The organism is uncultured Williamsia sp., assembly GCF_947494875.1.
GTDB lineage: Bacteria > Actinomycetota > Actinomycetes > Mycobacteriales > Mycobacteriaceae > Williamsia_A.
Genome location: NZ_CANLWM010000006.1, coordinates 1 through 19,497 on the forward strand (window position 1 = coordinate 1; position 19,497 = coordinate 19,497).

The following is a 19,497-nucleotide window of genomic DNA, read 5'->3' on the forward strand; positions in this document are numbered from 1 at the left end:
ATGTGGATCTGACCGGTGAGCGGGCGGTGGTGGTGGGCAACGGCAACGTCGCCCTGGATGTGGCGCGGATCCTGCTCGCCGATCCCGACCACCTGGGAAAGACTGACATCGCCGATCATGCGATCGAGAAACTCCGCGCATCGAACGTCCGCGAGGTCGTGTTGCTGGGGCGCCGCGGCATCGCGCAGGCCGCCTACACCAATGGTGAGTTCCTCGCGATGGGCGACATCCCCGGGGTGGATGTGATCATCGATCCCGATGAGCTGATCCTGGATGCCGCCTCGGCCGAGGCCGAGTCGAGTGGGTCGTTGGATTCGACGGTCGCGACGAAGATCCGGATCGCGCGGGAGTTCGCCGAGCGCGGCGACACGGGCGCGGAGCGGCGGGTGGTGTTCCGCTACCTCGTCTCCCCGGTCGAACTGACCGGTGACGGCGCGGTGTCGTCGGTGACGTGTGTGCGCAACGAACTCGTCGACGGTGAGCGCGTCGCGGTCGCCCCGACCGGGGAGCGGTTCGAGATCGAGGCGTCGGTGGTGTTGCGGGCGATCGGGTACCGGGGTCTGCCGGTGAAGGATCTGCCGTTCGACGAGGGCCACGGGGTCATCCCCAACGAGGGGGGTCGTGTGTTGAGTGAACCGGGCGGGGAGCCGGTGGGCGGTGTATACGTCTCGGGGTGGATCAAGCGTGGCGCGACCGGTGGTATCGGCATGAATCGGCTCGATGGTCAGCAGACCGCGCAGGCCGTCCTCGCCGATTTCACCGAGGGTCGTCTGGGCGAGCCGGACAACTCCCGTGAGGCCATCGCCGACCTCGTCGCCGGTCGTGGCGCGACGCGCGTGGACAACACCGGGTGGAAGAGCATCGACACCGCGGAGAAACAGGCCGGCAAGGACGCCGGGCGACGCCGCGTGAAGATCACATCGATCCCCGAACTCGAATCCGTGGCAACGGGATTGGTCGACGCGTGACCGACGCGCAGCGCGCCACCGGGCCCGTCCTCGTGACCGGCGCGATGGGATTGGTGGGTTCCGCGGTCGTCCGGGAACTCTGCGGGCGCGGAATCACCGTCGTGGCGACCGATCTCGACACCCCCGGGAATCGGCAGACGCTCGAGCGACTGCAGGCGAGCCCCGGCGCATCCGGCCTCACGTCGCGGTGGGCGGACCTCTGCAACCACGATGACGTCGAGCACCTCGTGGCGTCGACCGCGCCGTCGGCGATCATCCACCTCGCAGCGCTCATCCCTCCGCGCTGCTACGCGAATCCAGACCTGTCCCATCGCATCAACGTCGGTGTCACACGCGATCTGGTGGCGACCGCGGAGCAGGCGACCGTGCCGCCGCGCTTCGTGCTGGCCTCGAGCATCGCCGTGTACGGTTCGCGCAACCCGCACACCGTCGACGAGCCGCTCACGCCGGACACGCCACGCCGCCCCTCGGACCTGTACGGGCACAACAAGGTCGAGGCGGAGGACGCCGCGATGGCCTCGTCCCTCGATTGGACCGTGCTGCGTCTCGGGGGCGTGATGGGCGTGGGAGCCTATGTCGCCGACCGCAGCCTGATCGCGTTCGAGAGCGTCCTCCCCGCCGACGGTCGCATCCAGACCGTCGACGTCCGTGATGTGGCACGGGCTTTCGCGACGGCGGCGACGAGCCCGCGACCGTCGGGACGGGTGTACCTGATCGGCGGAGACGACTCGCACCGTCTACTGCAGTCGGAGGTCGGGGAACGGTTGACCCGGGCGATGGGGATCCCGGGGATCCTGCCCACGGGCCGTCCGGGCGACCCGGACGACGACGCGGCGTGGTTCGCGACGGATTGGATGGACACGTCGACAGCCGCCGCGGAACTCGATTTCCAGCGTGTGAGCTTCCCTGCGTTCCTGGACGAGGTCCGACGGTCCTCGAGTCTGCTCCAGCGACTCCTGGGTCGCTTCATCGTGCCGTTCGGGTGGGTGTTCCTGCGGGCGACGTCATCTCAACGACACAACCCCGGCTCGTATGCCGATCCATGGCGCCTGATCCTCGACAGGTACGGTCCGCGAGCTGTTCACACGCCCACGTTCGACGGCTGACCTGTCGACGGCGATGAACTGGGAGTGAGGACCGGTCCCACGAACCGCTCGAGGATCTCCCGTTCGACGTCCTCGTCGCCGACCGGCCACTGGCACAACGCGAGAACCGAACGGATGAACCACTTCACGGCCACGTCCTCGGGTGCACACCCGATCATCTCGGCGGTGACCGCGGCGATCACCGACGAGTTCTCCACCCAGTGCGGCGGGGCGGTGGTCGTGGTCATCATCCGCTGGGTGATCGGCTCGGTGCGGATACGGTCGATCCCGATCCGCATGGCGGTCACGATGCGGTCGGCGCCGCTGAGGCCGTCGATGGCGGCGAACACGTCGCCGACGATGCGGGCCGACATCTGCGTGAGAACCGCTTCGCGGATCTGGTCCTTGCCGCCCGCGTGGCGATACACGGTGGCCGGCGAACAATGCACCATCGCCGCGATCTCGTTGATGGTGAAGTCGTCGGTACCGCGACGTGCGATGAGCGTCGCGGCCGCGCGGTGGATGCGCTGCGCCGCCGCCGACGCCCTCGTCTGTCCGACCAACCAGTCCGTCGCCATCCGGTCCCACGCCTCTCAGGTCGATCGCACGAACCTCGCCGTGAGAATTCGACGGGGATCCTTCCGGATCAAAGTACCTGATGAACGCACTGGCGTGAGAGAGTCGCCGAGTGTCGCGGGCAGACTGTCCTGTCGACTTCGTGTCGCACCTTGACCGCCGTCCGACCTCACGTCGACGCTGATCCCATGCACAACCCCGAGCGTGGTCGACGATGAGCACACAGTCCGTGATGGCGGCCGCCCGTGACATCGGGAGCCCACTCCTCGGTGCCGCGAAGATGAACCTGGAGATGACCGCGCGCACGAAATTGCGGGGCAGCCGTGCGTGGGCCGGTGCCACCAACACCGGGTACGACCCGCTCGACCCGGCCACCGCGGCGCAGCCGTTCGAGGCGTATCGGGGTCTCCACGAACACGGCGCCCGTGTGTTCTACAACCCACGCCGTGCGACGTGGATCATCCCGGGACACGAGGATGTCCGGACCGCGCTGCGCAGCACCGACTCCGTCACCAGCACGCAGGGTGTGACGCGGTTCAAGATCTCGGCACCCGTGCTCGTCCTGTCGGACGGGGCGGAGCACGTGCGACTTCGCAAGCAGGTGCAGCCCGCGTTCACCAAGGGCGCGATGAACGCCTGGCAGGAGACGGTCGACCGCATGGCCGAGGAGCTCGTGGCGGCCGTGCTCGCCGACCCCGGCTGCGACGTCGTGACAAAGCTCGCGATCCCGCTGCCGATCCGCGTGATCGCGAACATCCTCGGCATCCCCGAGAGCGACGGACCACAGTTCCGTCGGTGGTCGGAGGAGGGTGTCGGCTTCGTCAACGCGTCGGCGAGCCCAGCCGGGATGGCGCAGGCGTACACCGGGTTGACGGCGATCCTGGCCCTCCGTCGCTACTTCAAGGAGCAGTTCGCGAGCGGCAGGCTCACGGCCTCGGACACCGTCTTCGGGCGGCTCCTCGAGTACAACGAGGGCGGGGACCTCGACGAGAACGGTCTGTTCTTCATCGCGATGCTGCTGCTCTTCGCCGGCAACGAGACGACGACCAACTTGATCGGCGGGATGATGGACACGCTCGCCCACCGTCCCGACGACTTCGAGGCGATCCGTGCGGATCCGGACCTCATCCCTGCCGCGGTCGAGGAACAGTTGCGCTTCACATCGCCGATCCAGAACCTGTACCGCTACACGCGGGCACCGCACCAGGTGGGCGAGGTGACCATCCCCACCGGCTCGCGTCTCATGATGTCGTTCGGGGCCGCCAACCGCGACCCGTCGGTCTTCGACGACCCGGACACCTACCGCGTCGACCGGAATCCCCGTACCCACATCGCTTTCGGGTACGGACCGCACATGTGCATCGGGGCGATTCTCGCGCGGATGGAGGCTCAGGCCGTGCTGCGGGAACTGACCCGCCAGGCGTCCGCGATCACCGCGGACGGTCCGACGACGTGGTCGACCCACAGTTCGCTGCGCGGCCCGACCCGGCTCCCGATCCGCCTGACACCGGCCTGAGGCCGGTCGCCTCGGCTCAGCCGAGCGCCGCGCGGATCACCTCGCACTGACGCTCGAAGAAGGACACGGACACAGGCGCTTTCGGCGCCACCGCGTCGAAACCATGGAACGCACCGTCGACCACGTCCACGTCGCAGCTCACCCCGGCGGCGCGCAGCGCGTACGCGTAGGCGATGTCCTCGTCGTGCAGGGGGTCGAGGCTCCCCACGCCGATCCATGCGGGCGCCACACCGGCGAGATCGGTTCGGCGAGCCGGGGCGGCGACCGTCGGATCGGCGCCCCGGAGGTATGCCTTCCAGCCCAGGTCGTTGCTCCGCGGATTCCACATGCGGTAGCGCGGATCGTCCCGGCTCGCGCTGCCGGGCGCACGGTCGTCCACCATCGGGTAGACGAGTACCTGGAATCGCGGTGTCACCACACCGCGGTCCCGTGCCGCCAGCGCGAGCGCCGCGGTCAGGCCGCCACCTGCGCTGGCCCCCGCGATGACGATGTTCTCTGCGTCCACCCCGGGAAGCTCCGCGGCCCAGACCAATGCCTCATGGCAGTCGTCGAGCGCCGCGGGATACGGGTTCCTGGGCGCGAGCCGGTAGTCGACGGAGACGACCGTGATTCCCAGGGCCGCGGCGAATCGGGCGCAGAGACCGTCGTCCTGCGCGGCTGACCCGATGACATAGCCGCCGCCGTGCATCCACAGCAACGCTGGACCGTCGTCCGCGGAGCGAGCCGTCCGGTGCACACGAACAGCGCCTCCGCTCGGGAGCTTCACGCGCGTCACCGAATCGGGTACGCGCCGCTCCATCAGTCGTGTGACGCCGCGGAGCAGGGGGATCGTCGTCGCGGTGAACGCCCCTGACGGCAGGAACCGCGCCTGTCGACGGAGGTCGGGATGGATGCCGTCGAGTTGCCGTCCCATCAGATCGGGAAGGTGACGCCGGTCATTTCCTCGGAGACCGTCCACAGACGCTCCTGGACCTCCACGTCGTGCGAGCGCTTGTTCGACGACACGAGAACGGGTTTCCCGCGCATCTCGAGGAAGCCGTCCGGCCCCCAGTACTGACCGCCGTGGACCTCGGGATCGGTCGCGGCCCGGAGTTGCGGTAGCGCACCGACACTCGGGTCCTGCCCCACGATCGGTCCGGTCACCCGCATCAGGGGACGGGCGATGGGCCAGACGTGGCGCATGAGGTCCGAGTCGGTGAAGCCGGGGTGCGCGGCGACGGCGATGGTCGGAGCGCCCGCCGCCTCGAGACGTCGCTGCAATGCGTAGCAGAACATGAGATTGGCCAGCTTCGACTGAGCGTAGGCGCGGGACCTGCTGTAGCTCTTCGACCAGTTCAGATCGTCGAAGTGGATGTCCCCGCGCAGTTTGTGGCCGAGGCTGGCGACGACGACGACACGCGAACCCGCTGTCCCGGTGAGCGTCTCGAGCAGCAAGCCGGTCAGGACGAAGTGTCCGAGGTGATTCGTGCCGAACTGCAACTCGAACCCGTCCGGGGTGATCTCCTTCGGCGGGATCATGACGCCCGCGTTGTTGATCAGCAGATCGATGCGCGGGTGACGGCCCCGCAACTCGTCCGCCGCTTTCCGTACCGACTCCAGCGACCCGAGATCCAGCTGCTGCACGCTGACGTCGGCGTCGGGAACCGTGGAGCGGATCCGCTCCACGGCATCCTCACCCTTCGCAGGGTCCCGGACGGCGAGCACCACGTGCGCGCCTCGGTCGGCCAACACGCGTGCGGTGTCGAATCCCAGTCCCGTGTTGGACCCGGTCACGACGGCGACCTTGCCCGCCTGGGTGGGGACGTCCTGCTCGGTCCAACGCTGCGCGGTCACTCGCCGCTCGTCTCGGTGTGCACGGCATCAGCGTCGACCGAGCCGGGGGCCAGATCAAGCGCGCTCGCACAAGTCGATGGAGAGCGGTGTCACCGAGGCGTGTGGTCCTATCGCGTCAGGGCCCCCACCTGCACGGAGAACGGGTCGTGTCTTCGTGGGCCTCTCACGGTGAGAGCGTCAGAGGGCTCGAGGTGCCACCAGAGTCGGACGACACGGTCAGGAGCGTGCGCGCTCCGACGCGCGGAGGATCATCGTCAGCCGGCCGGCCGAGACCAGGAAGAAGAGTCCGCCCAGAAGCGCGTACCCGCCGACACCGGTGATGCTGTCGGAGCCCGCCACTGCCTGCGCGACGAACGACGTCCCGGCCGCCACCGAGATCGCGCCGCTGAGGATCTGCGGGGTCTGGCCCCCGGCGCGTCGACGCTGAACTGCGGTGATCAGCTGTGTGGCCCCCGACAGCACAGCCCAGGCGCCCCACACTCCGACGGCTGCTGCGATGGACATGGTCGACGCCACCCCGACCGCGATGGCCACGAGGCAGCTGACGACGATGTTGGCCTTCTCGGCGATCCGCGGCGACGACGCGCGGCCGTCGGATCGGGCGGCGACGACCACGGCGCCGGCGTCGACGACGGGGTAGACGACCAGGAGCGCCGTCAGCACCGGGCCGAGATCTGGCATGGCGACGACGACCGCCAGGGCCCACGCCACCGCGAAGACCGCACGAGCGAGGTAGACGCCGCGGAGTCCGGCGAGAGAGCGGGGGGACGGTCGGGTGGCGGAGATGGTCATGGCGGCTTCTTCCGTCGTGGGGTCGATGAGTGAGTAGAGTTACTAGTACGTCTACATCGAACGCTAGACCGAAGGAGTCGCGAACGCAATCGCAGGGAGGCTCTGCCGCATGGCTGGTCCGTAGGGTGACCGTGAGGCGCGCGGAGGTCCGGCAGGTGCCGTGTCCGCGACGAGGAGGAGACAGGAGCGAGGCATGTCCGGCGATTCGCCAGGGGGCACCGTCGGCACGCGGTCGGGGTCCGCCACCCGAGACCGCATCCTCGGTGTGGCGAATGAGCTGTTCTATGCCGACGGGATCCGTGCGACCAGTGCGGATCGGATCATCGAGCGGGTCGGCATCACGAAAGTCACCTTCTACCGCCACTTCCGGACCAAGAGCGATCTCGTCGTCGCCTACCTCGAGCAGCAGGCCGCGGGTGAACGTCGGTGGATGGAAGGGCTCCGCGACTCGGGCGACCCCCCGGGATCGCTGCGTGCTCTCGCCACCGACCTCGGCGCGGCGAGCTGCGGACCCGGTTTCCGGGGCTGTGCGTTCATCAACGCCGCGGCGGAGTTCGCCGACGGTGACGACCCGGTCCGCGTGGTGGTCGACGAGCACCGTCGGTGGACGCTCGGCTGGTTCGCCGGGATCGCCGCCGACGCCGGGGTCCGCGACATCGACTCCACCGCACGCCAGTTGATGCTCCTCCGCGACGGCGCGATGGTGAACGGTTACCTCGGCACGCCCTCCACGGTCGCGGACTCGGTGGCCGCGGCCTTCGTCTCCGTCATCGCCGCGAACAGGAGGTGAGCGCTGCGACCTCGCGTGGTGCGCTCAGGCCTTCGGGGCCGCGTCCGCCGGTGCCGGGGATGTCGCGGTGCGCGACGTCCAGCGGTACAGCCATCCGACGAGGGCCACGAACACTATCGCTCCGATGATCTGGGCGGGATTGTCGAAGCCGTCGCCGACGATCGCCAGCGGTGAATCGTCGCCCGTCGCCGCGACGATGGCGGCGAACACGACGCCGAACAGCGACTCCCCGACGATCAGACCGCATGCGAGCAGTGTGCCCATCCGCTTCGTGCGGCCCGGGTTGGCGCGGCCGTCGGCCCAGCGGTTGTAGAAGAACCCGAGGACCGCACCGATCGGGATGATGATCGTCAGCGAGATGGGCAGGTACATGCCGAGGCCCACGGCCAGCGGCGGCACGCGGAAACGGGTTGTCTTGCCGAGGATCTCGTCGACGATGATGACACCGATCCCGATCAACGCGCCGACGCCGATGAGCGCCCAGTCGATGGACCCACCGAACACGCCGTCGACCAGCGACGAGATGAGCGACGCCTGCGGCGCGGCGAGGGCGTCGTCACCCGCGCCGGGGGCACCGACGAACCCGAATGCGGTCTGCATCAGCTGCAGGATCGGCGGGATGACCGCCGAGCCGAACAGCACGCCGATGATCAACGCCACCTGCTGTTTCCACGGCGTCGAACCCACGAGCTGACCTGTCTTGAGGTCCTGCAGGTTGTCGTTGGAGATGGTCGCCACGCCGAACACGACCGCGGTGGTGAACAGCGTGAATGCGACGAGCGCTGTCGACTGCCCCGGGTCGGCGCTACCGAACGTCAGCTTGATCAGCAGGGCGGCACCGATCGCGACGAGGATGCCGACACCGGAGATGGGGCTGTTCGACGAGCCGATGAGGCCGGCCATGTAGCCGCACACCGCGGCGATCAGCAGGCCGAGGACAAGGACGAAGGCGAGGCTGACCGCGATGATTCCGCCCGCGTTCCCCTCGAGCTGTGTTCCGCTGACGAAGTCGTACAGCAGGAACGCGATGGGGATGAGCATGAGAACGGCGACGCCACCGACGATCTGAATCGGCATGTCCCGCTCGGTGATGTCGACGGTCTCGCCGCCGCGGCGCAGCCGCGCGGAACGCAGGGAGCCGACGATGCCGGTCGCGATGGGCCGCAGGATGCGGAGCAGGGTCCAGATGGCGGCGACGGCGATGGTGCCTGCGCCGATGAACCGGACGTCGGAGGAGAACACCGACGAGACCGCGTCGGACAGCGTCTCACCGGCAGGCAGATCGCCCCACGTCCGGATGGGGACGAGCACGCCGTAGGAGATGAGCAGGCCGATGAAGATCGCGATGCCGACGGTGAGACCCACCAGGTGCCCGACGCCGATGAGCGCCAGCGAGAGGCTGGCGCCGAACATCGTGCCGCCGGACCCCACCCGGAACGCCGCCGACACCGAGTTGCTGAGGACCTTGAGCGATGCGACGAGCGAGAACGCGGCCGCCGCGAGGCCCGCGACGGTGAGGATCCGCAGGCCACCACGGTTGTCCTCGGCGCCCGACGCCGAGTCGCCCACCTTGAGGACCTCTGCACCCGCGACACCCTCGGGATAGGGCAGGTCGGATCCGGTGACGAGTGCCCGTCGGAGCGGGATCGAGTACATCACGCCGAGGATCCCGCCGGTGGCGCAGACCGCCACGGTGGTCCAGTAGGGGAAGCCGGTCCACCACCCGACCATGATCAGGCCGGGGAGCACGAAGATGATGGCCGACAACGTGCCCGCCGCCGACGCGATGGTCTGCACGATGTTGTTCTCGACGATCGTGTGGTCGTGGAAGTAGCGCAGCACACTCATCGAGATGACCGCGGCGGGGATCGATGTCGCGAAGGTCAGACCGACCTTGAGGCCCAGGTAGACGTTGGCCGCCGTGAACACCAGCGTGATCAGCCCACCGAGGATCACCCCTCGGACGGTCAACTCCTTGATGCTGCTCCGGCTCTCGGTGCTCAACGCCATCGGTGACTCCTTCTCGTCGATGTGCCCGTCGAGTATGCGACGGTCGGCGTCGCCTCGTGTGGTTCCCGTGTGATCGTCGAGGCGGATGTTCCTCGAGATGGACACCTCGCCGCGCGCACGGGGTCGCGGGTGGCTGTCACCTACGCGCGGTCAGCAGCCCACCGAGTTCGGCGATCGCGGCATCGTCACGCCGGTAGTGGATCCACTTGCCGATCCTCGTGGAACGAACGAGACCCGCGCGCTCGAGGATCGCCATGTGCGACGAGATGGTCGACTGCGCCAGGCCCGACTTGGCCTGCAGGTGACTGACACAGACTCCGTATTCGGAACGGTCCGCGATGGGCTCCCAGGCGGCGAACTCGGTGTCGGGGTCGCGGAGCCAGTCCATGATCTGCAGCCTCGCGGGGTTCGCCAGGGCCTTGAACGCCGTCACCGCGCCATCCAACCGGGCCGACTCGTCGAACGGTTCCGTGGTGCTCATCCGACCCCCTCCGTCGCGTCCGGGTCGGACCACTGTAAGTCGAGACGACCGGCTCGCGGTCGCAGGTCACCACTCGCATCGACAAATCGCGATTCCGCGATATGATTTCCGCGTTCGCATCGCTCGGCACCCACCTGTGGCTCAGACGAGGACGCAGCTCGAGAGGAAGAAACCACCATGTCGGATCTCCGTGCACCGTTGGCCGTCGTCGCCGGGGCGACGAGCAAGCAGGGCAGAAGTGTGGTCGACTCGCTGCTCGCCAGTGGCGATTTCCGTGTGCGTGCACTCACGCGTGACCCCCACTCGGCCCAGGCCCGTCAGCTCTCCGCACGGGGCGCGGAGGTCGTCGCGGTCCCGCTCGCGCGGGGGCACCGGCGACAGCTGACGGATGCGTTCCGATCCGCTCAGGCTGCGTTCCTGATGACGCCTCCGGTCGCCCCGCCCTCGGACGACGAGTACGTCCTGGGCTGCGAACTCGCTGACGCGGCCGTCGAGGCAGGTGTCGAGCACGTGGTGTTCAGCACGTTGGAGAACGTCGACGAACGAACCGCGGGAAGGCACTATGCACCGCATTTCACCGACAAGGCCCGCGTCGCAGAACACATTCGGACGCTGCCCGTCACCCACACCTTCGTCATGCTGTCGTTCTTCTACACCAACGCTCTCGAGTACTACCCGCCTCACATGGAGGGCGACACGACCGTCTTACCCTTCTACCTGCCCGAGCATGTTCGTGCGCCGTTCGTGGATCCGACCACGGCCACGGGCCCGGCGGTGCTGGAAGTGCTGTCGCGTCCCGACAGCTATCGCGGTGTTTCCCTGCCGATCGTCGGCGAGTTCCTCTCTCCCGGCGAGATGATCGAGATCTACTCGCGCGTCACGGGTCAGCACGCGGAGTACCGTGACGCGACCTCGCGAGAGGGCCTCGTCGCGTGCTTTCCCGAGATGGACGTCAACCCCCTCCTCGTGGACGAGACCATCGGCATGGCGCACTATGCAGTTGAGTACGGCTACTTCGCGCCCGGCCGAGATGTGCAGTGGAGCAGGGCGATCGATCCCACGGCTCGCAGCTGGGAGCAGTTCCTGCGGGCAACCGACTGGCGCGGTGGCCGGATGTCCTTCGCACGGTCGTGACGCAGCACCGGACGGGCGGGTCGGTCGACTCAGCCGACGCCGGTCGCGGTGCGGACCGCGTCGAGGAGGTCGTCGATGTCGGCGTCGCGATGGACGAAGCTGGTCACGAGACGGACGACGCCGGGCTTCCAGCGGTCGGAGTAGAACGCATAGCCCTGCTGCCGCAGAGTGGTGGTGAGCCCGTCCGGGAACCGACAGAACAGGATGTTGGCACCCGGGTCGCCGAGCACGTCGACGCCGGGCATCTCGCTCAGGCCGTCGCGTAGTCGCCGGGCCATCGCATTCGCGTGCCGGGCTGTGGTCAGCCACAGGTCGTCGCGTAGGTGTGCGCCGAGTTGGGCGGTCTGGAACCGCATCTTGGCGGTCAGCTGACCGCCCCGCTTGTGCCGGTAGGAGAGTTCTGTCGCCAGGGACGGGTCGAACGAGACGATCGCGTCGGCGGTCATGGTGCCGTTCTTCGTCGCCCCGAACGAGAGGATGTCGATGCCGACGTGCCAGGTCATCTCGGCCGGCGAGACGTCCAGCGCCACCAGGGCGTTCGCGAACCGTGCGCCGTCCATGTGTACGCGTAGGCCGGCGTCGTGGGCGATGTCGGCGAGGGTGCGCAGGTGGTCGACGGTGTAGATGCTGCCGGTCTCGGTGGCCTGGGTGAGGCTGACGACGGACGGCTGCACGCTGTGGACGTCACCGCGACGACGAACCACCGCTGCGCCGAGGAGATCGGGATCGATCGTCGAGTCGGGGCCGTCGACATGGGCGAATTTCGCTCCAGCGGTGAAGAACTCGGGCGCACCGGCCTCGTCGGTGGTGATGTGGGCGTTCGGGTGCGCGAGTATCGCGCCCCACGGGGGAGTCAGTGCGGCCAGGGCGATCCCGTTCGCCGCTGACCCGGACCCGACGGGGAACACGTCGACGGGTCGTTCGAAGACCTCCGCGAACTGCGCGGTGACGGATCGGGACAGGTCGTCTCCGCCGTAGGGGGCGGCGAGTCCCGCCGACGCCTCCGCCACGGCGGCGAGGACCTCCGGGGTGGCGCCGGCGGTGTTGTCGCTGGCGTAGCCGCGGAGGATCGGGCGGGCCATCACAGGTCCCAGGTGTGCACGGGCTGACCGTCGTGCATGCGCTCGACGTAGTCGCGCAGCATCCCCGCCAGCGCCGACTCCCGTGATTCACCGGCGCGTTCGCGTGCCGCGACCGCGTCACGCTGCCACACCGATCCGGTCTGTCGACTCTGGCAGCGGCCCTCGATGATGCCGAGGTAGCGACGTCGCGCCTTGTCCCCGACGCCGTAGGCGGCCAGTCCGCGATCGGCCGCGGGGAGCAGTCGACGCAGGGTGAGCTCGTCGGGTCGGATCCATCCCACCGTGGGCCAATAGATTTGGGCCTCCAGCCCGTCGCGGGCACCCGCGGTGAGGTTCTCCGTCGCGGCGTCGAAGGACATCTGCGACCACAGCGGGCGGTCTGCGTCGACGAGGCCGCGCATCAACCCGTAGAAGAACGCGGCGTCGGCCATGGTGTCGACGACGCTGGGACCGGCGGGCAGCACACGGTTCTCGATGCGGACATGCGCATGGCCGTCGACGACGTCGTAGATGGGTCGGTTCCAGCGGTACACGGTGCCGTTGTGCAGGTTCAGCTCCGACAGCGCGGGGATGCGCCCGGCGTCGAGGGCCTCGAGTGGATCCTCGTCGTCGCAGACCGGCAGCAGGGCCGGGAAGTACCGGGTGTTCTCCTCGAACAGGTCGAAGATCGTGGTGATCCATCGTTCGCCGAACCAGACGCGCGGTCGGACGCCCTGATTCTTCAACTCCAGCGGTCGGGTGTCGGTGGCCTGGGCGAACACCGGGATGCGGGTCTCGTGCCACAATGCCTTGCCGGCGAAGAAGGGCGAGTTGCCCGCGACGGCCACCTGGATGCCTGCGATCGCCTGCGCCGCGTTCCAGTGGTCGGCGAAGTCCTCGGGGGCGACGCGCAGGTGCAGCTGCACCGACGTACACGCGGCCTCGGGGAGGATGGATTCAGTGGTGGCGCTGAGCCTCTCGCCGATCCGTGCGTCGCCGAGGGGGACGCCGTCGATGTCGAGCTCGATGTCCTCGCCCCGCGCGGCGACGATCTGATCGTTGAGCAGCTCATACCGCGGGTCGGCAGAGATCCACTCCGGGGTGAGGTGCTCGAGCCGGACGGTGGGGAGCATGCCGATCATCGCGAGCCGGTTGTCGGTGGCGGCGGCCTGGGCCTCTGCGCGGTTCAGCGAGGCACGCAGGGCGCTCTCCAGCGAGAGCATCTCGTCGTCGGCGAAGGGACGCGGTGCCACGTTGATCTCGACGTTGAACTGGCCCAGCTCGGTCTGGTAGTCGGGGTCGGCGATCGCCTGCAGGACAGTGTCGTTCGCCATCGCGGGGTTCATCGCGCGGTCGACGAGATTGAGCTCGATCTCCATGCCGAGCAGCGGTGCGGGGGCGCCGTCGGTGTCGACGAACGCGCCGTCGGCGAGCATTCGCGCGATCGCTTCGGTGCCGCGCGTCACCTGCGTCCGGAACCGTCGCCGGTCCTCCCGGGTGAACTCGCGTCTGCTGACCTCGGCGCCCATCGCTCGATCGTGTCACCGCGACGGGGGCTCGAGCCACCGAAACGGACATCGTGTCGCCCGTCGACCTCCCCGAGCGTGCAGAAAATCCCGGCGAGCGTGCGGAAAAGCCATGCCGAACGTGTACTCGAGTCCTGTTCGCTCGCAGAACTGCACGATCGCGGGCATCCGCCACACGGTCGACGAGATCTGGTGCACGGTCGAGGATCGGGCGCCGTCCTGTCGGGGGCTGGGATGATCGGGTGATGCCCTCGAAGTCCGTGGACCCCGCCGAGATGCGTACGGCCGTGCTCGCCGTCGGCCCGTGGCTGCGCGGCGAGACCGACGAGACCCCGGCCCGTCCGGAGCTCGCGCTGGCCGTCCGGACCACCGCCCGCACGCTCGCGCAGATCGCCCCGGGGTCGTCCGTCGAGGTGCGGGTGCCGCCGTTCGTCGCCGTGCAGTGCATCGAGGGCCCCCGCCACACCCGTGGGACCCCTCCGAACGTCGTCGAGACCGATGCCCGCACCTGGCTGCGCCTCGCAGCCGGGTTGACCGACCTCGCCGACGAGATCGCCGCGGCCACGGTGTCGGCCTCGGGGAGCCGCGCCCCGGAGGTCGGGGACCACCTGCCGCTGGTCCGGATCTGATCCCGCGCGCCGGATTCGCCGTCGCTGCACGTCGGCCCGTAAACTCACCTGCAGGTCCGACCGCCGCCCACCGCATCGGAGTGCCCTGTGACCGAGCTGTCCGTCCACAGCCCGAACCTCCTCGCCGACCATGCCTCCGCAGCCCCTCTCGACGACCGCGGCGAGAACGAGCCCCGCGAGGAATGTGGCGTCTTCGGGGTCTGGGCCCCAGGTGAGGACGTCGCGAAGCTGACCTACTACGGCCTGTACGCCCTGCAGCACCGCGGCCAGGAGGCCGCCGGGATCGCGGTCGGCGACGGCTCGCAGGTGCTCGTGTTCAAGGATCTCGGTCTCGTGTCCCAGGTCTTCGACGAGCAGACGTTGGCCTCCATGCCGGGCCACGTCGCCATCGGCCACTGCCGCTACAGCACCACCGGGTCGACGACGTGGGAGAACTCACAGCCGATCTTCCGGACCACCGCGGCCGGCACCGGTGTGGCGTTGGGCCACAACGGCAACCTCGTCAACACCGCCGATCTCGCGGCGATCGCCCGCGAGGCCGGGTTGATGGCCTCGCGGATCCACGGCGGCGCGACGTCGGATTCCGACGTCGTCGGCGCGCTGCTGGCGCACGGTGCCGCCGACAGCACCATCGAGCAGGCCGCGATGGAGCTGCTGCCCACCCTCGACGGCGCCTTCTGTCTCACCTTCATGGACGAGCACACTCTCTACGCCGCTCGTGACCCCTACGGTGTGCGGCCGCTCTGTCTCGGTCGTCTCGACCGCGGGTGGGTCGTCGCGTCGGAGACCGCCGCCCTCGACATCGTCGGCGCGTCCTACGTCCGTGAGATCGAGCCGGGAGAGCTCCTCGCGATCGATGCCGACGGCGTCCGCAGCTCCCGCTTCGCCCAGCCCACCCCCAAGGGCTGCGTCTTCGAGTACGTCTACCTCGCGCGTCCCGACAGCGTGATCAACGGCCGGTCGGTGCACTCGTCGCGGGTCGAGATCGGTCGTCGCCTCGCACGCGAGCATCCCACCGACGCCGACCTGGTGATCCCGGTTCCCGAGTCGGGCACCCCCGCAGCCACCGGGTACGCGCAGGAGTCCGGCATCCCCTACGGCCAGGGGTTGATGAAGAACGCCTACGTCGGCCGCACCTTCATCCAGCCGTCGCAGACCATCCGTCAGCTCGGCATCCGGCTCAAGCTCAACCCGCTGCGCGAGGTGATCCGCGGCAAGCGGCTCGTCGTGGTCGACGACTCGATCGTGCGCGGCAACACCCAGCGGGCGCTGATCCGCATGCTGCGTGAGGCGGGCGCCGCGGAGATCCACGTCCGCATCGCCTCCAGCCCCGTGCGGTGGCCGTGCTTCTACGGCATCGACTTCGCCTCACCCGCCGAGCTCATCGCCAACGGGATGGAGTCCGAGCAGGGGATGGTCGAGGGCGTCCGCCAGGCCATCGGCGCGGACTCGCTGGGCTACATCAGCATCGACGAGATGATCGCCGCGACCGAGCAGCCGGCCGGACAGCTCTGTGCGGCCTGTTTCGACGGCAAGTACCCGATCGACCTGCCGACCGAGACGCAGATGGGCAAGGCCGTCCTGGAGGCCATGCTGTCCTCGACCGCCGGCGACGATCCGCTGGTCGCCCACAACGACAACGTCAGCGCCCTGCGTCGTCCCTGAGGGGGCCCGACGGCGCCGGGTCCCGCCACCGTGCCCGTCGCGTGTGCTCCGGTAGCGTGACCCGCGTGCCGAACCAGGAGACCGCGCCCGACGACGGACAGTCCATCCGCGGCGCGTCCTACGCCGAAGCGGGCGTCGACATCGATGCCGGTGACCGCGCGGTCCGCCTCTTCAGCCCCCACGCCAAGCGTGCCTCCCGACCTGAGGTGCTCGGTGGACTGGGCGGCTTCGCAGGTCTGTTCTCGCTGCGCGGCACCTACCGCGAGCCCGTGCTCGCCTCCTCGACCGACGGCGTCGGAACCAAGCTCGCGGTCGCGCAGGCCATGGACAAGCACGACACCGTCGGCCGCGACCTGGTCGCGATGGTCGTCGACGATCTCGTCGTGTGCGGCGCGGAGCCGCTCTTCCTCCAGGACTACATCGCCGTCGGCAAGGTCGTGCCCGAGACGGTCGCCGAGCTGGTGAAGGGCATCGCCGACGGCTGCGTCGAGGCGGGTTGCGCCCTGCTGGGCGGCGAGACCGCCGAGCACCCGGGCCTGATGGAGCAGTCGCACTACGACCTCTCGGCCACCGGAGTCGGCGTGGTCGAGGCCGACGCGGTGCTCTCACCCGACCGCGTCCGCCCCGGGGACGTCGTCATCGCGATGGGCTCCTCGGGACTGCACTCCAACGGCTACTCGCTCGCCCGCAAGGTGCTGCTCGAGTGGGGTCACATGGACCTCGGCGGGCACGTCGAGGAGTTCGGTCGCACACTCGGCGAGGAACTGCTCGAGCCGACGCGGATCTACGCGAAGGACTGCCTCGCGCTGATCGCCGAGACCGATGTGCGGACGTTCGCGCACGTCACCGGTGGTGGGCTCGCCGAGAACCTGGCGCGCGTCATCCCCGACGGGCTGCGCGCCGAACTCGATCGTGGCACCTGGACGCCGGCGCCGGTGTTCGCCATGATCGCGCAGCGCGGCCGCGTCGAACGCCTCGAGATGGAACGCACCTTCAACATGGGCGTCGGGATGGTCGCGATCGTCGCGCCCGAGGACACCGACCGAGCCCTGGCGGTGCTGACGGCACGACACATCGACAGCTGGGTGCTGGGAGCGATCAAGAAGTCGCACGAGGGTCGCGACTCCGCGGGCGAGGTCGACCTGCACGGCGAGCACCCGCGGTTCTAGAAAAAAGATGTTCCCGACCGGGAGGCCACCGTCACCGCAGGTGGAGGGCGATCTTCCGGCCGGGAACGATCAGACGGCGCTCAGGCGCGGCGCCACTCGTCCTCGTCGGCCCACGCTTCCGCGGGGTCCGGGCGATCCGAGGGGCGTTCCGGCTCACCGGCCAGCTCTCGTTGGAGGCTGGTGAGGTCCATGTTCGGTGAGCTGTACTTCAACTCCCGAGCCACTTTCGTCTGCTTCGCTTTTGCTCTGCCGCGGCCCATAGGGGACCCCCTCGCACGATGACGGGGCGGCCAATCACGATTGGCGGCCCCGCTCTGAGTTAACAAATCTTGTCGTGTGCAACAGTCTAGCGCGGCCTGGGGCGGTCTGCGGACCAGCCTGGACAAGACCCGCCGGGGAAGATGCCGGTCTCAGCGGCGCGCGCGGCGTCGCGCGATCTTGCCGGCCTCGCGAGCGACCTTGCCGTCGTAGCGGGGATCGGTGGTGAGCAGCTCGACGCCGGCGTCGTCGACGTCTCCGGTGAGCAGCGCGCGGACCGTGATCCCGTGGTCGGGGCGGTCGGTGACGGTGATCGCGTCGCCCTGGGTGATGTGTCCCTCGCGGTGCACCCGCAGGTAGGCCCCCACGTCACCACGCTCGAGGAAGCGCGCGATCCACCGCGGCTCCTCGGCCCAGGCGACGAAGGTCTTGCAGGGGGTCCGGAAGATCGTGACCTCGAGGTGGACCTCGTCGCCGATGTGCCAGTGCTCACCGACGACCGCGTCGGTGACGTCGATCCCGTCGACGCGGAGGTTCTCGCCGAACCAGCCGTGCGGCAGCGACCGGCCCAGCTCGTCGGCCCACCGTCGGGCCTCGGCGTCGCTGTAGGCGTAGACCGCCTGGTCCCGACCGCCGTGGTGCTTGGTGTCGACGATGGTGTCGCCGTGCACGCCCTCGGTGGTCACGCGGACGGGGCCGGAGATCTCGGTCTTGCCGATGCCGCTGTCACCGATGCGGTCGAGGTGGACGGGCCGATCGGCCGCGCAGACCGCCAGGACGCGACCGGTCATCGCGAACGCAACCCCTCGACGGCGGCGCGGCCGGCGCGTACGCGGTCGTCGGCGCGCAGCGATGCGGGGTCGATGGCGACGGCGGCACCGCCCGCCTCCAGCGCGGTTCCCGGCTCGATCGAGCGCTTGACCAGGGCCAGCGCGATGGGTCCGTACTCGAAGTGCTCGACGACGGTCCCGACCCGGCCGACCGTGCGGCCGGCGGCGGTCACCGGGTCGCCGGTGGCGGGTCCGCCGTCGGCGCTGCCGTCGATCTGCAGCAGGACGAGCCGCCGGGGCGGACTGCCGAGGTTGTGCACCCGCGCGACCGTCTCCTGACCGCGGTAGCAGCCCTTCTCGAGGTGGACCGCGCCGAACGTCTCGGGCCCACCGATCCAGTCGACCTCGTGGGGGATCGTCCGCTCGTCGGTGTCGAGGCCCAGCCGGGGCGAGACCGCGGCCACGCGTAGCGCCTCGAAGGCCCAGGTGCCCGCCGGCCGCGCGCCGGCTTCGACGATCGCGTCCCACCACCGGTCGAACTGCGCCTCGGGGACGAGGACGTCGACGCGCGGGACGACGGGGTGGCCGTCGGCGCCGCGCTCACCCAGCGGCGGCATGATCCGCCAGAAGCCCGACGGCTCGTCGTCGTGGTGGAGTTCGGGGATCCGACCGGCGGCGTACACCGGCGCGTCCGGCGTGATCTCGAGGAGTTCGGCGACCGGGCCGCTGACGGCCGCGGGGCCCAGCAGGGTGAGCACGCGTAGGTCAGGGCGGTCGACGGGCTCGGCCTTGGCCCAGAAGACCATGCGCTGCAGGAACGTCAGCAGTTGCTGTGCGCGGTGGGGTTCGGTGTCGGCGATGGTCAGGCCATCGATGTCGGTGAGGACGAAGTGGTCCTCCACCCGACCGTTCGCGTCCAGGCTGAGGTTCTCCGCCGACGTGCGGTCGGCGAGGTTGGTGACGAACTGGCTGGAGATGGTGTGCAGCCAGCTGAGCCGTTCGTCGCCGCTGATCTCGAAGACACCGCGATGCGAGCGGTCGACGACGCCGACGGAGGTCGCGGCGGCACGCTGCTCGCCGAACGGGTCACCGTGATGCCAGGCGACACCCTGGTCGAGGGAGTCCTCCGGGGGTGGGACTGCGCCGGATTCACGCTGATGGCGTCGCAGTGCGGGCTGGTCGGGCTCGGGTTGTCCGATCGAGTCGGTCACGTCCTCATCGTACGAGCCCCCCG

The 19,497-nt window shown here is 69.2% G+C and carries 18 protein-coding genes and 1 pseudogene; 8 read left to right on the forward strand and 11 right to left on the reverse strand.

The window, feature by feature from the left end; all coding sequences use genetic code 11:
• Both Q1A98_RS14275 and Q1A98_RS14280 read left to right on the forward strand, forming a co-directional pair.
• Positions 1-968: pseudogene (locus Q1A98_RS14275) on the forward strand (ferredoxin); the annotation flags it as partial.
• Positions 965-2,074, forward strand: coding sequence for an NAD(P)-dependent oxidoreductase (locus Q1A98_RS14280; protein ID WP_299574731.1), 1,110 nt, complete (start codon positions 965-967; stop codon positions 2,072-2,074). The pseudogene Q1A98_RS14275 and the gene Q1A98_RS14280, both read left to right, overlap by 4 nt.
• On the opposite strand, the gene Q1A98_RS14285 is transcribed toward Q1A98_RS14280, so the two are convergent.
• Entirely contained in the window at positions 2,050-2,631 is a 582-nt protein-coding gene (locus Q1A98_RS14285) for a TetR/AcrR family transcriptional regulator (RefSeq protein ID WP_299574734.1), read from the reverse strand. The two genes, Q1A98_RS14280 and Q1A98_RS14285, sit on opposite strands and share 25 nt — an antisense overlap.
• 212 nt (positions 2,632-2,843) lie before the next feature.
• On the opposite strand from Q1A98_RS14285, the gene Q1A98_RS14290 reads away from it, so the two are divergent.
• Positions 2,844-4,145, forward strand: coding sequence for a cytochrome P450 (locus Q1A98_RS14290; RefSeq protein WP_299574737.1), 1,302 nt, complete (start codon positions 2,844-2,846; stop codon positions 4,143-4,145).
• 16 nt (positions 4,146-4,161) lie between these two features.
• Here Q1A98_RS14290 and Q1A98_RS14295 read toward each other — a convergent pair whose 3' ends face one another.
• The 3 genes from Q1A98_RS14295 to Q1A98_RS14305 form a co-directional block, all read right to left on the reverse strand.
• Complete coding sequence (locus tag Q1A98_RS14295; RefSeq protein ID WP_299575360.1) at positions 4,162-5,058, reverse strand: alpha/beta hydrolase; 897 nt, start codon at positions 5,056-5,058, stop codon at positions 4,162-4,164.
• Entirely contained in the window at positions 5,058-5,978 is a 921-nt protein-coding gene (locus tag Q1A98_RS14300) for an SDR family NAD(P)-dependent oxidoreductase (RefSeq protein WP_299574739.1), read from the reverse strand. Before Q1A98_RS14300 ends, Q1A98_RS14295 begins: the two co-directional genes overlap by 1 nt.
• 216 nt (positions 5,979-6,194) lie before the next feature.
• Positions 6,195-6,770: a DUF308 domain-containing protein gene (locus tag Q1A98_RS14305; RefSeq protein ID WP_299574741.1), complete on the reverse strand. Its 576-nt coding sequence runs from the start codon at positions 6,768-6,770 to the stop codon at positions 6,195-6,197.
• Between the two features lie 193 nt (positions 6,771-6,963).
• Here Q1A98_RS14305 and Q1A98_RS14310 point away from each other — a divergent pair, with 193 nt between their 5' ends.
• Positions 6,964-7,560: a TetR/AcrR family transcriptional regulator gene (locus Q1A98_RS14310; protein ID WP_299574743.1), complete on the forward strand. Its 597-nt coding sequence runs from the start codon at positions 6,964-6,966 to the stop codon at positions 7,558-7,560.
• Positions 7,561-7,584: 24 nt separating this feature from the next.
• Here the strand turns inward: Q1A98_RS14310 and Q1A98_RS14315 are convergent, their stop codons facing one another.
• Together Q1A98_RS14315 and Q1A98_RS14320 are read right to left on the reverse strand one after the other, a co-directional pair.
• Positions 7,585-9,570 carry an OPT family oligopeptide transporter gene (locus Q1A98_RS14315; RefSeq protein WP_299574746.1) on the reverse strand — a complete coding sequence of 662 codons (1,986 nt, stop codon included), beginning with the start codon at positions 9,568-9,570 and terminating at the stop codon, positions 7,585-7,587.
• Between the two features lie 136 nt (positions 9,571-9,706).
• Entirely contained in the window at positions 9,707-10,051 is a 345-nt protein-coding gene (locus Q1A98_RS14320; protein WP_299574748.1) for a metalloregulator ArsR/SmtB family transcription factor, read from the reverse strand.
• Positions 10,052-10,228: 177 nt separating this feature from the next.
• On the opposite strand from Q1A98_RS14320, the gene Q1A98_RS14325 reads away from it, so the two are divergent.
• Positions 10,229-11,185: an NmrA/HSCARG family protein gene (locus Q1A98_RS14325; protein WP_299574749.1), complete on the forward strand. Its 957-nt coding sequence runs from the start codon at positions 10,229-10,231 to the stop codon at positions 11,183-11,185.
• Positions 11,186-11,214: 29 nt separating this feature from the next.
• Here the strand turns inward: Q1A98_RS14325 and Q1A98_RS14330 are convergent, their stop codons facing one another.
• Both Q1A98_RS14330 and Q1A98_RS14335 read right to left on the reverse strand, forming a co-directional pair.
• On the reverse strand, positions 11,215-12,267 hold the full coding sequence (locus tag Q1A98_RS14330; protein WP_299574750.1) for a low specificity L-threonine aldolase: 1,053 nt from the start codon (positions 12,265-12,267) through the stop codon (positions 11,215-11,217).
• On the reverse strand, positions 12,267-13,775 hold the full coding sequence (locus tag Q1A98_RS14335; RefSeq protein ID WP_299574752.1) for a glutamate--cysteine ligase: 1,509 nt from the start codon (positions 13,773-13,775) through the stop codon (positions 12,267-12,269). Before Q1A98_RS14335 ends, Q1A98_RS14330 begins: the two co-directional genes overlap by 1 nt.
• 242 nt (positions 13,776-14,017) lie before the next feature.
• On the opposite strand from Q1A98_RS14335, the gene Q1A98_RS14340 reads away from it, so the two are divergent.
• From Q1A98_RS14340 to purM, 3 genes are all read left to right on the forward strand, one after another.
• Positions 14,018-14,401, forward strand: coding sequence for a sterol carrier family protein (locus Q1A98_RS14340; protein ID WP_299574754.1), 384 nt, complete (start codon positions 14,018-14,020; stop codon positions 14,399-14,401).
• 87 nt (positions 14,402-14,488) lie between these two features.
• Positions 14,489-16,066 carry an amidophosphoribosyltransferase gene (gene purF / locus Q1A98_RS14345; protein WP_299574755.1) on the forward strand — a complete coding sequence of 526 codons (1,578 nt, stop codon included), beginning with the start codon at positions 14,489-14,491 and terminating at the stop codon, positions 16,064-16,066.
• Positions 16,067-16,131: 65 nt separating this feature from the next.
• Entirely contained in the window at positions 16,132-17,235 is a 1,104-nt protein-coding gene (gene purM / locus Q1A98_RS14350) for a phosphoribosylformylglycinamidine cyclo-ligase (RefSeq protein ID WP_299574757.1), read from the forward strand.
• Positions 17,236-17,315: 80 nt separating this feature from the next.
• Here the strand turns inward: purM and Q1A98_RS14355 are convergent, their stop codons facing one another.
• From Q1A98_RS14355 to Q1A98_RS14365, 3 genes are all read right to left on the reverse strand, one after another.
• Positions 17,316-17,495 carry a DUF3073 domain-containing protein gene (locus tag Q1A98_RS14355; protein WP_299574760.1) on the reverse strand — a complete coding sequence of 60 codons (180 nt, stop codon included), beginning with the start codon at positions 17,493-17,495 and terminating at the stop codon, positions 17,316-17,318.
• A 150-nt stretch (positions 17,496-17,645) separates the two neighbouring features.
• Positions 17,646-18,284 carry an MOSC domain-containing protein gene (locus Q1A98_RS14360; protein WP_299574762.1) on the reverse strand — a complete coding sequence of 213 codons (639 nt, stop codon included), beginning with the start codon at positions 18,282-18,284 and terminating at the stop codon, positions 17,646-17,648.
• A complete protein-coding gene (locus Q1A98_RS14365; protein ID WP_299574764.1) occupies positions 18,281-19,474 on the reverse strand; it encodes a folate-binding protein in 1,194 nt (397 codons plus the stop codon). The genes Q1A98_RS14360 and Q1A98_RS14365 overlap by 4 nt, the downstream gene beginning before the upstream one ends.
• Positions 19,475-19,497: the final 23 nt, after the last annotated feature.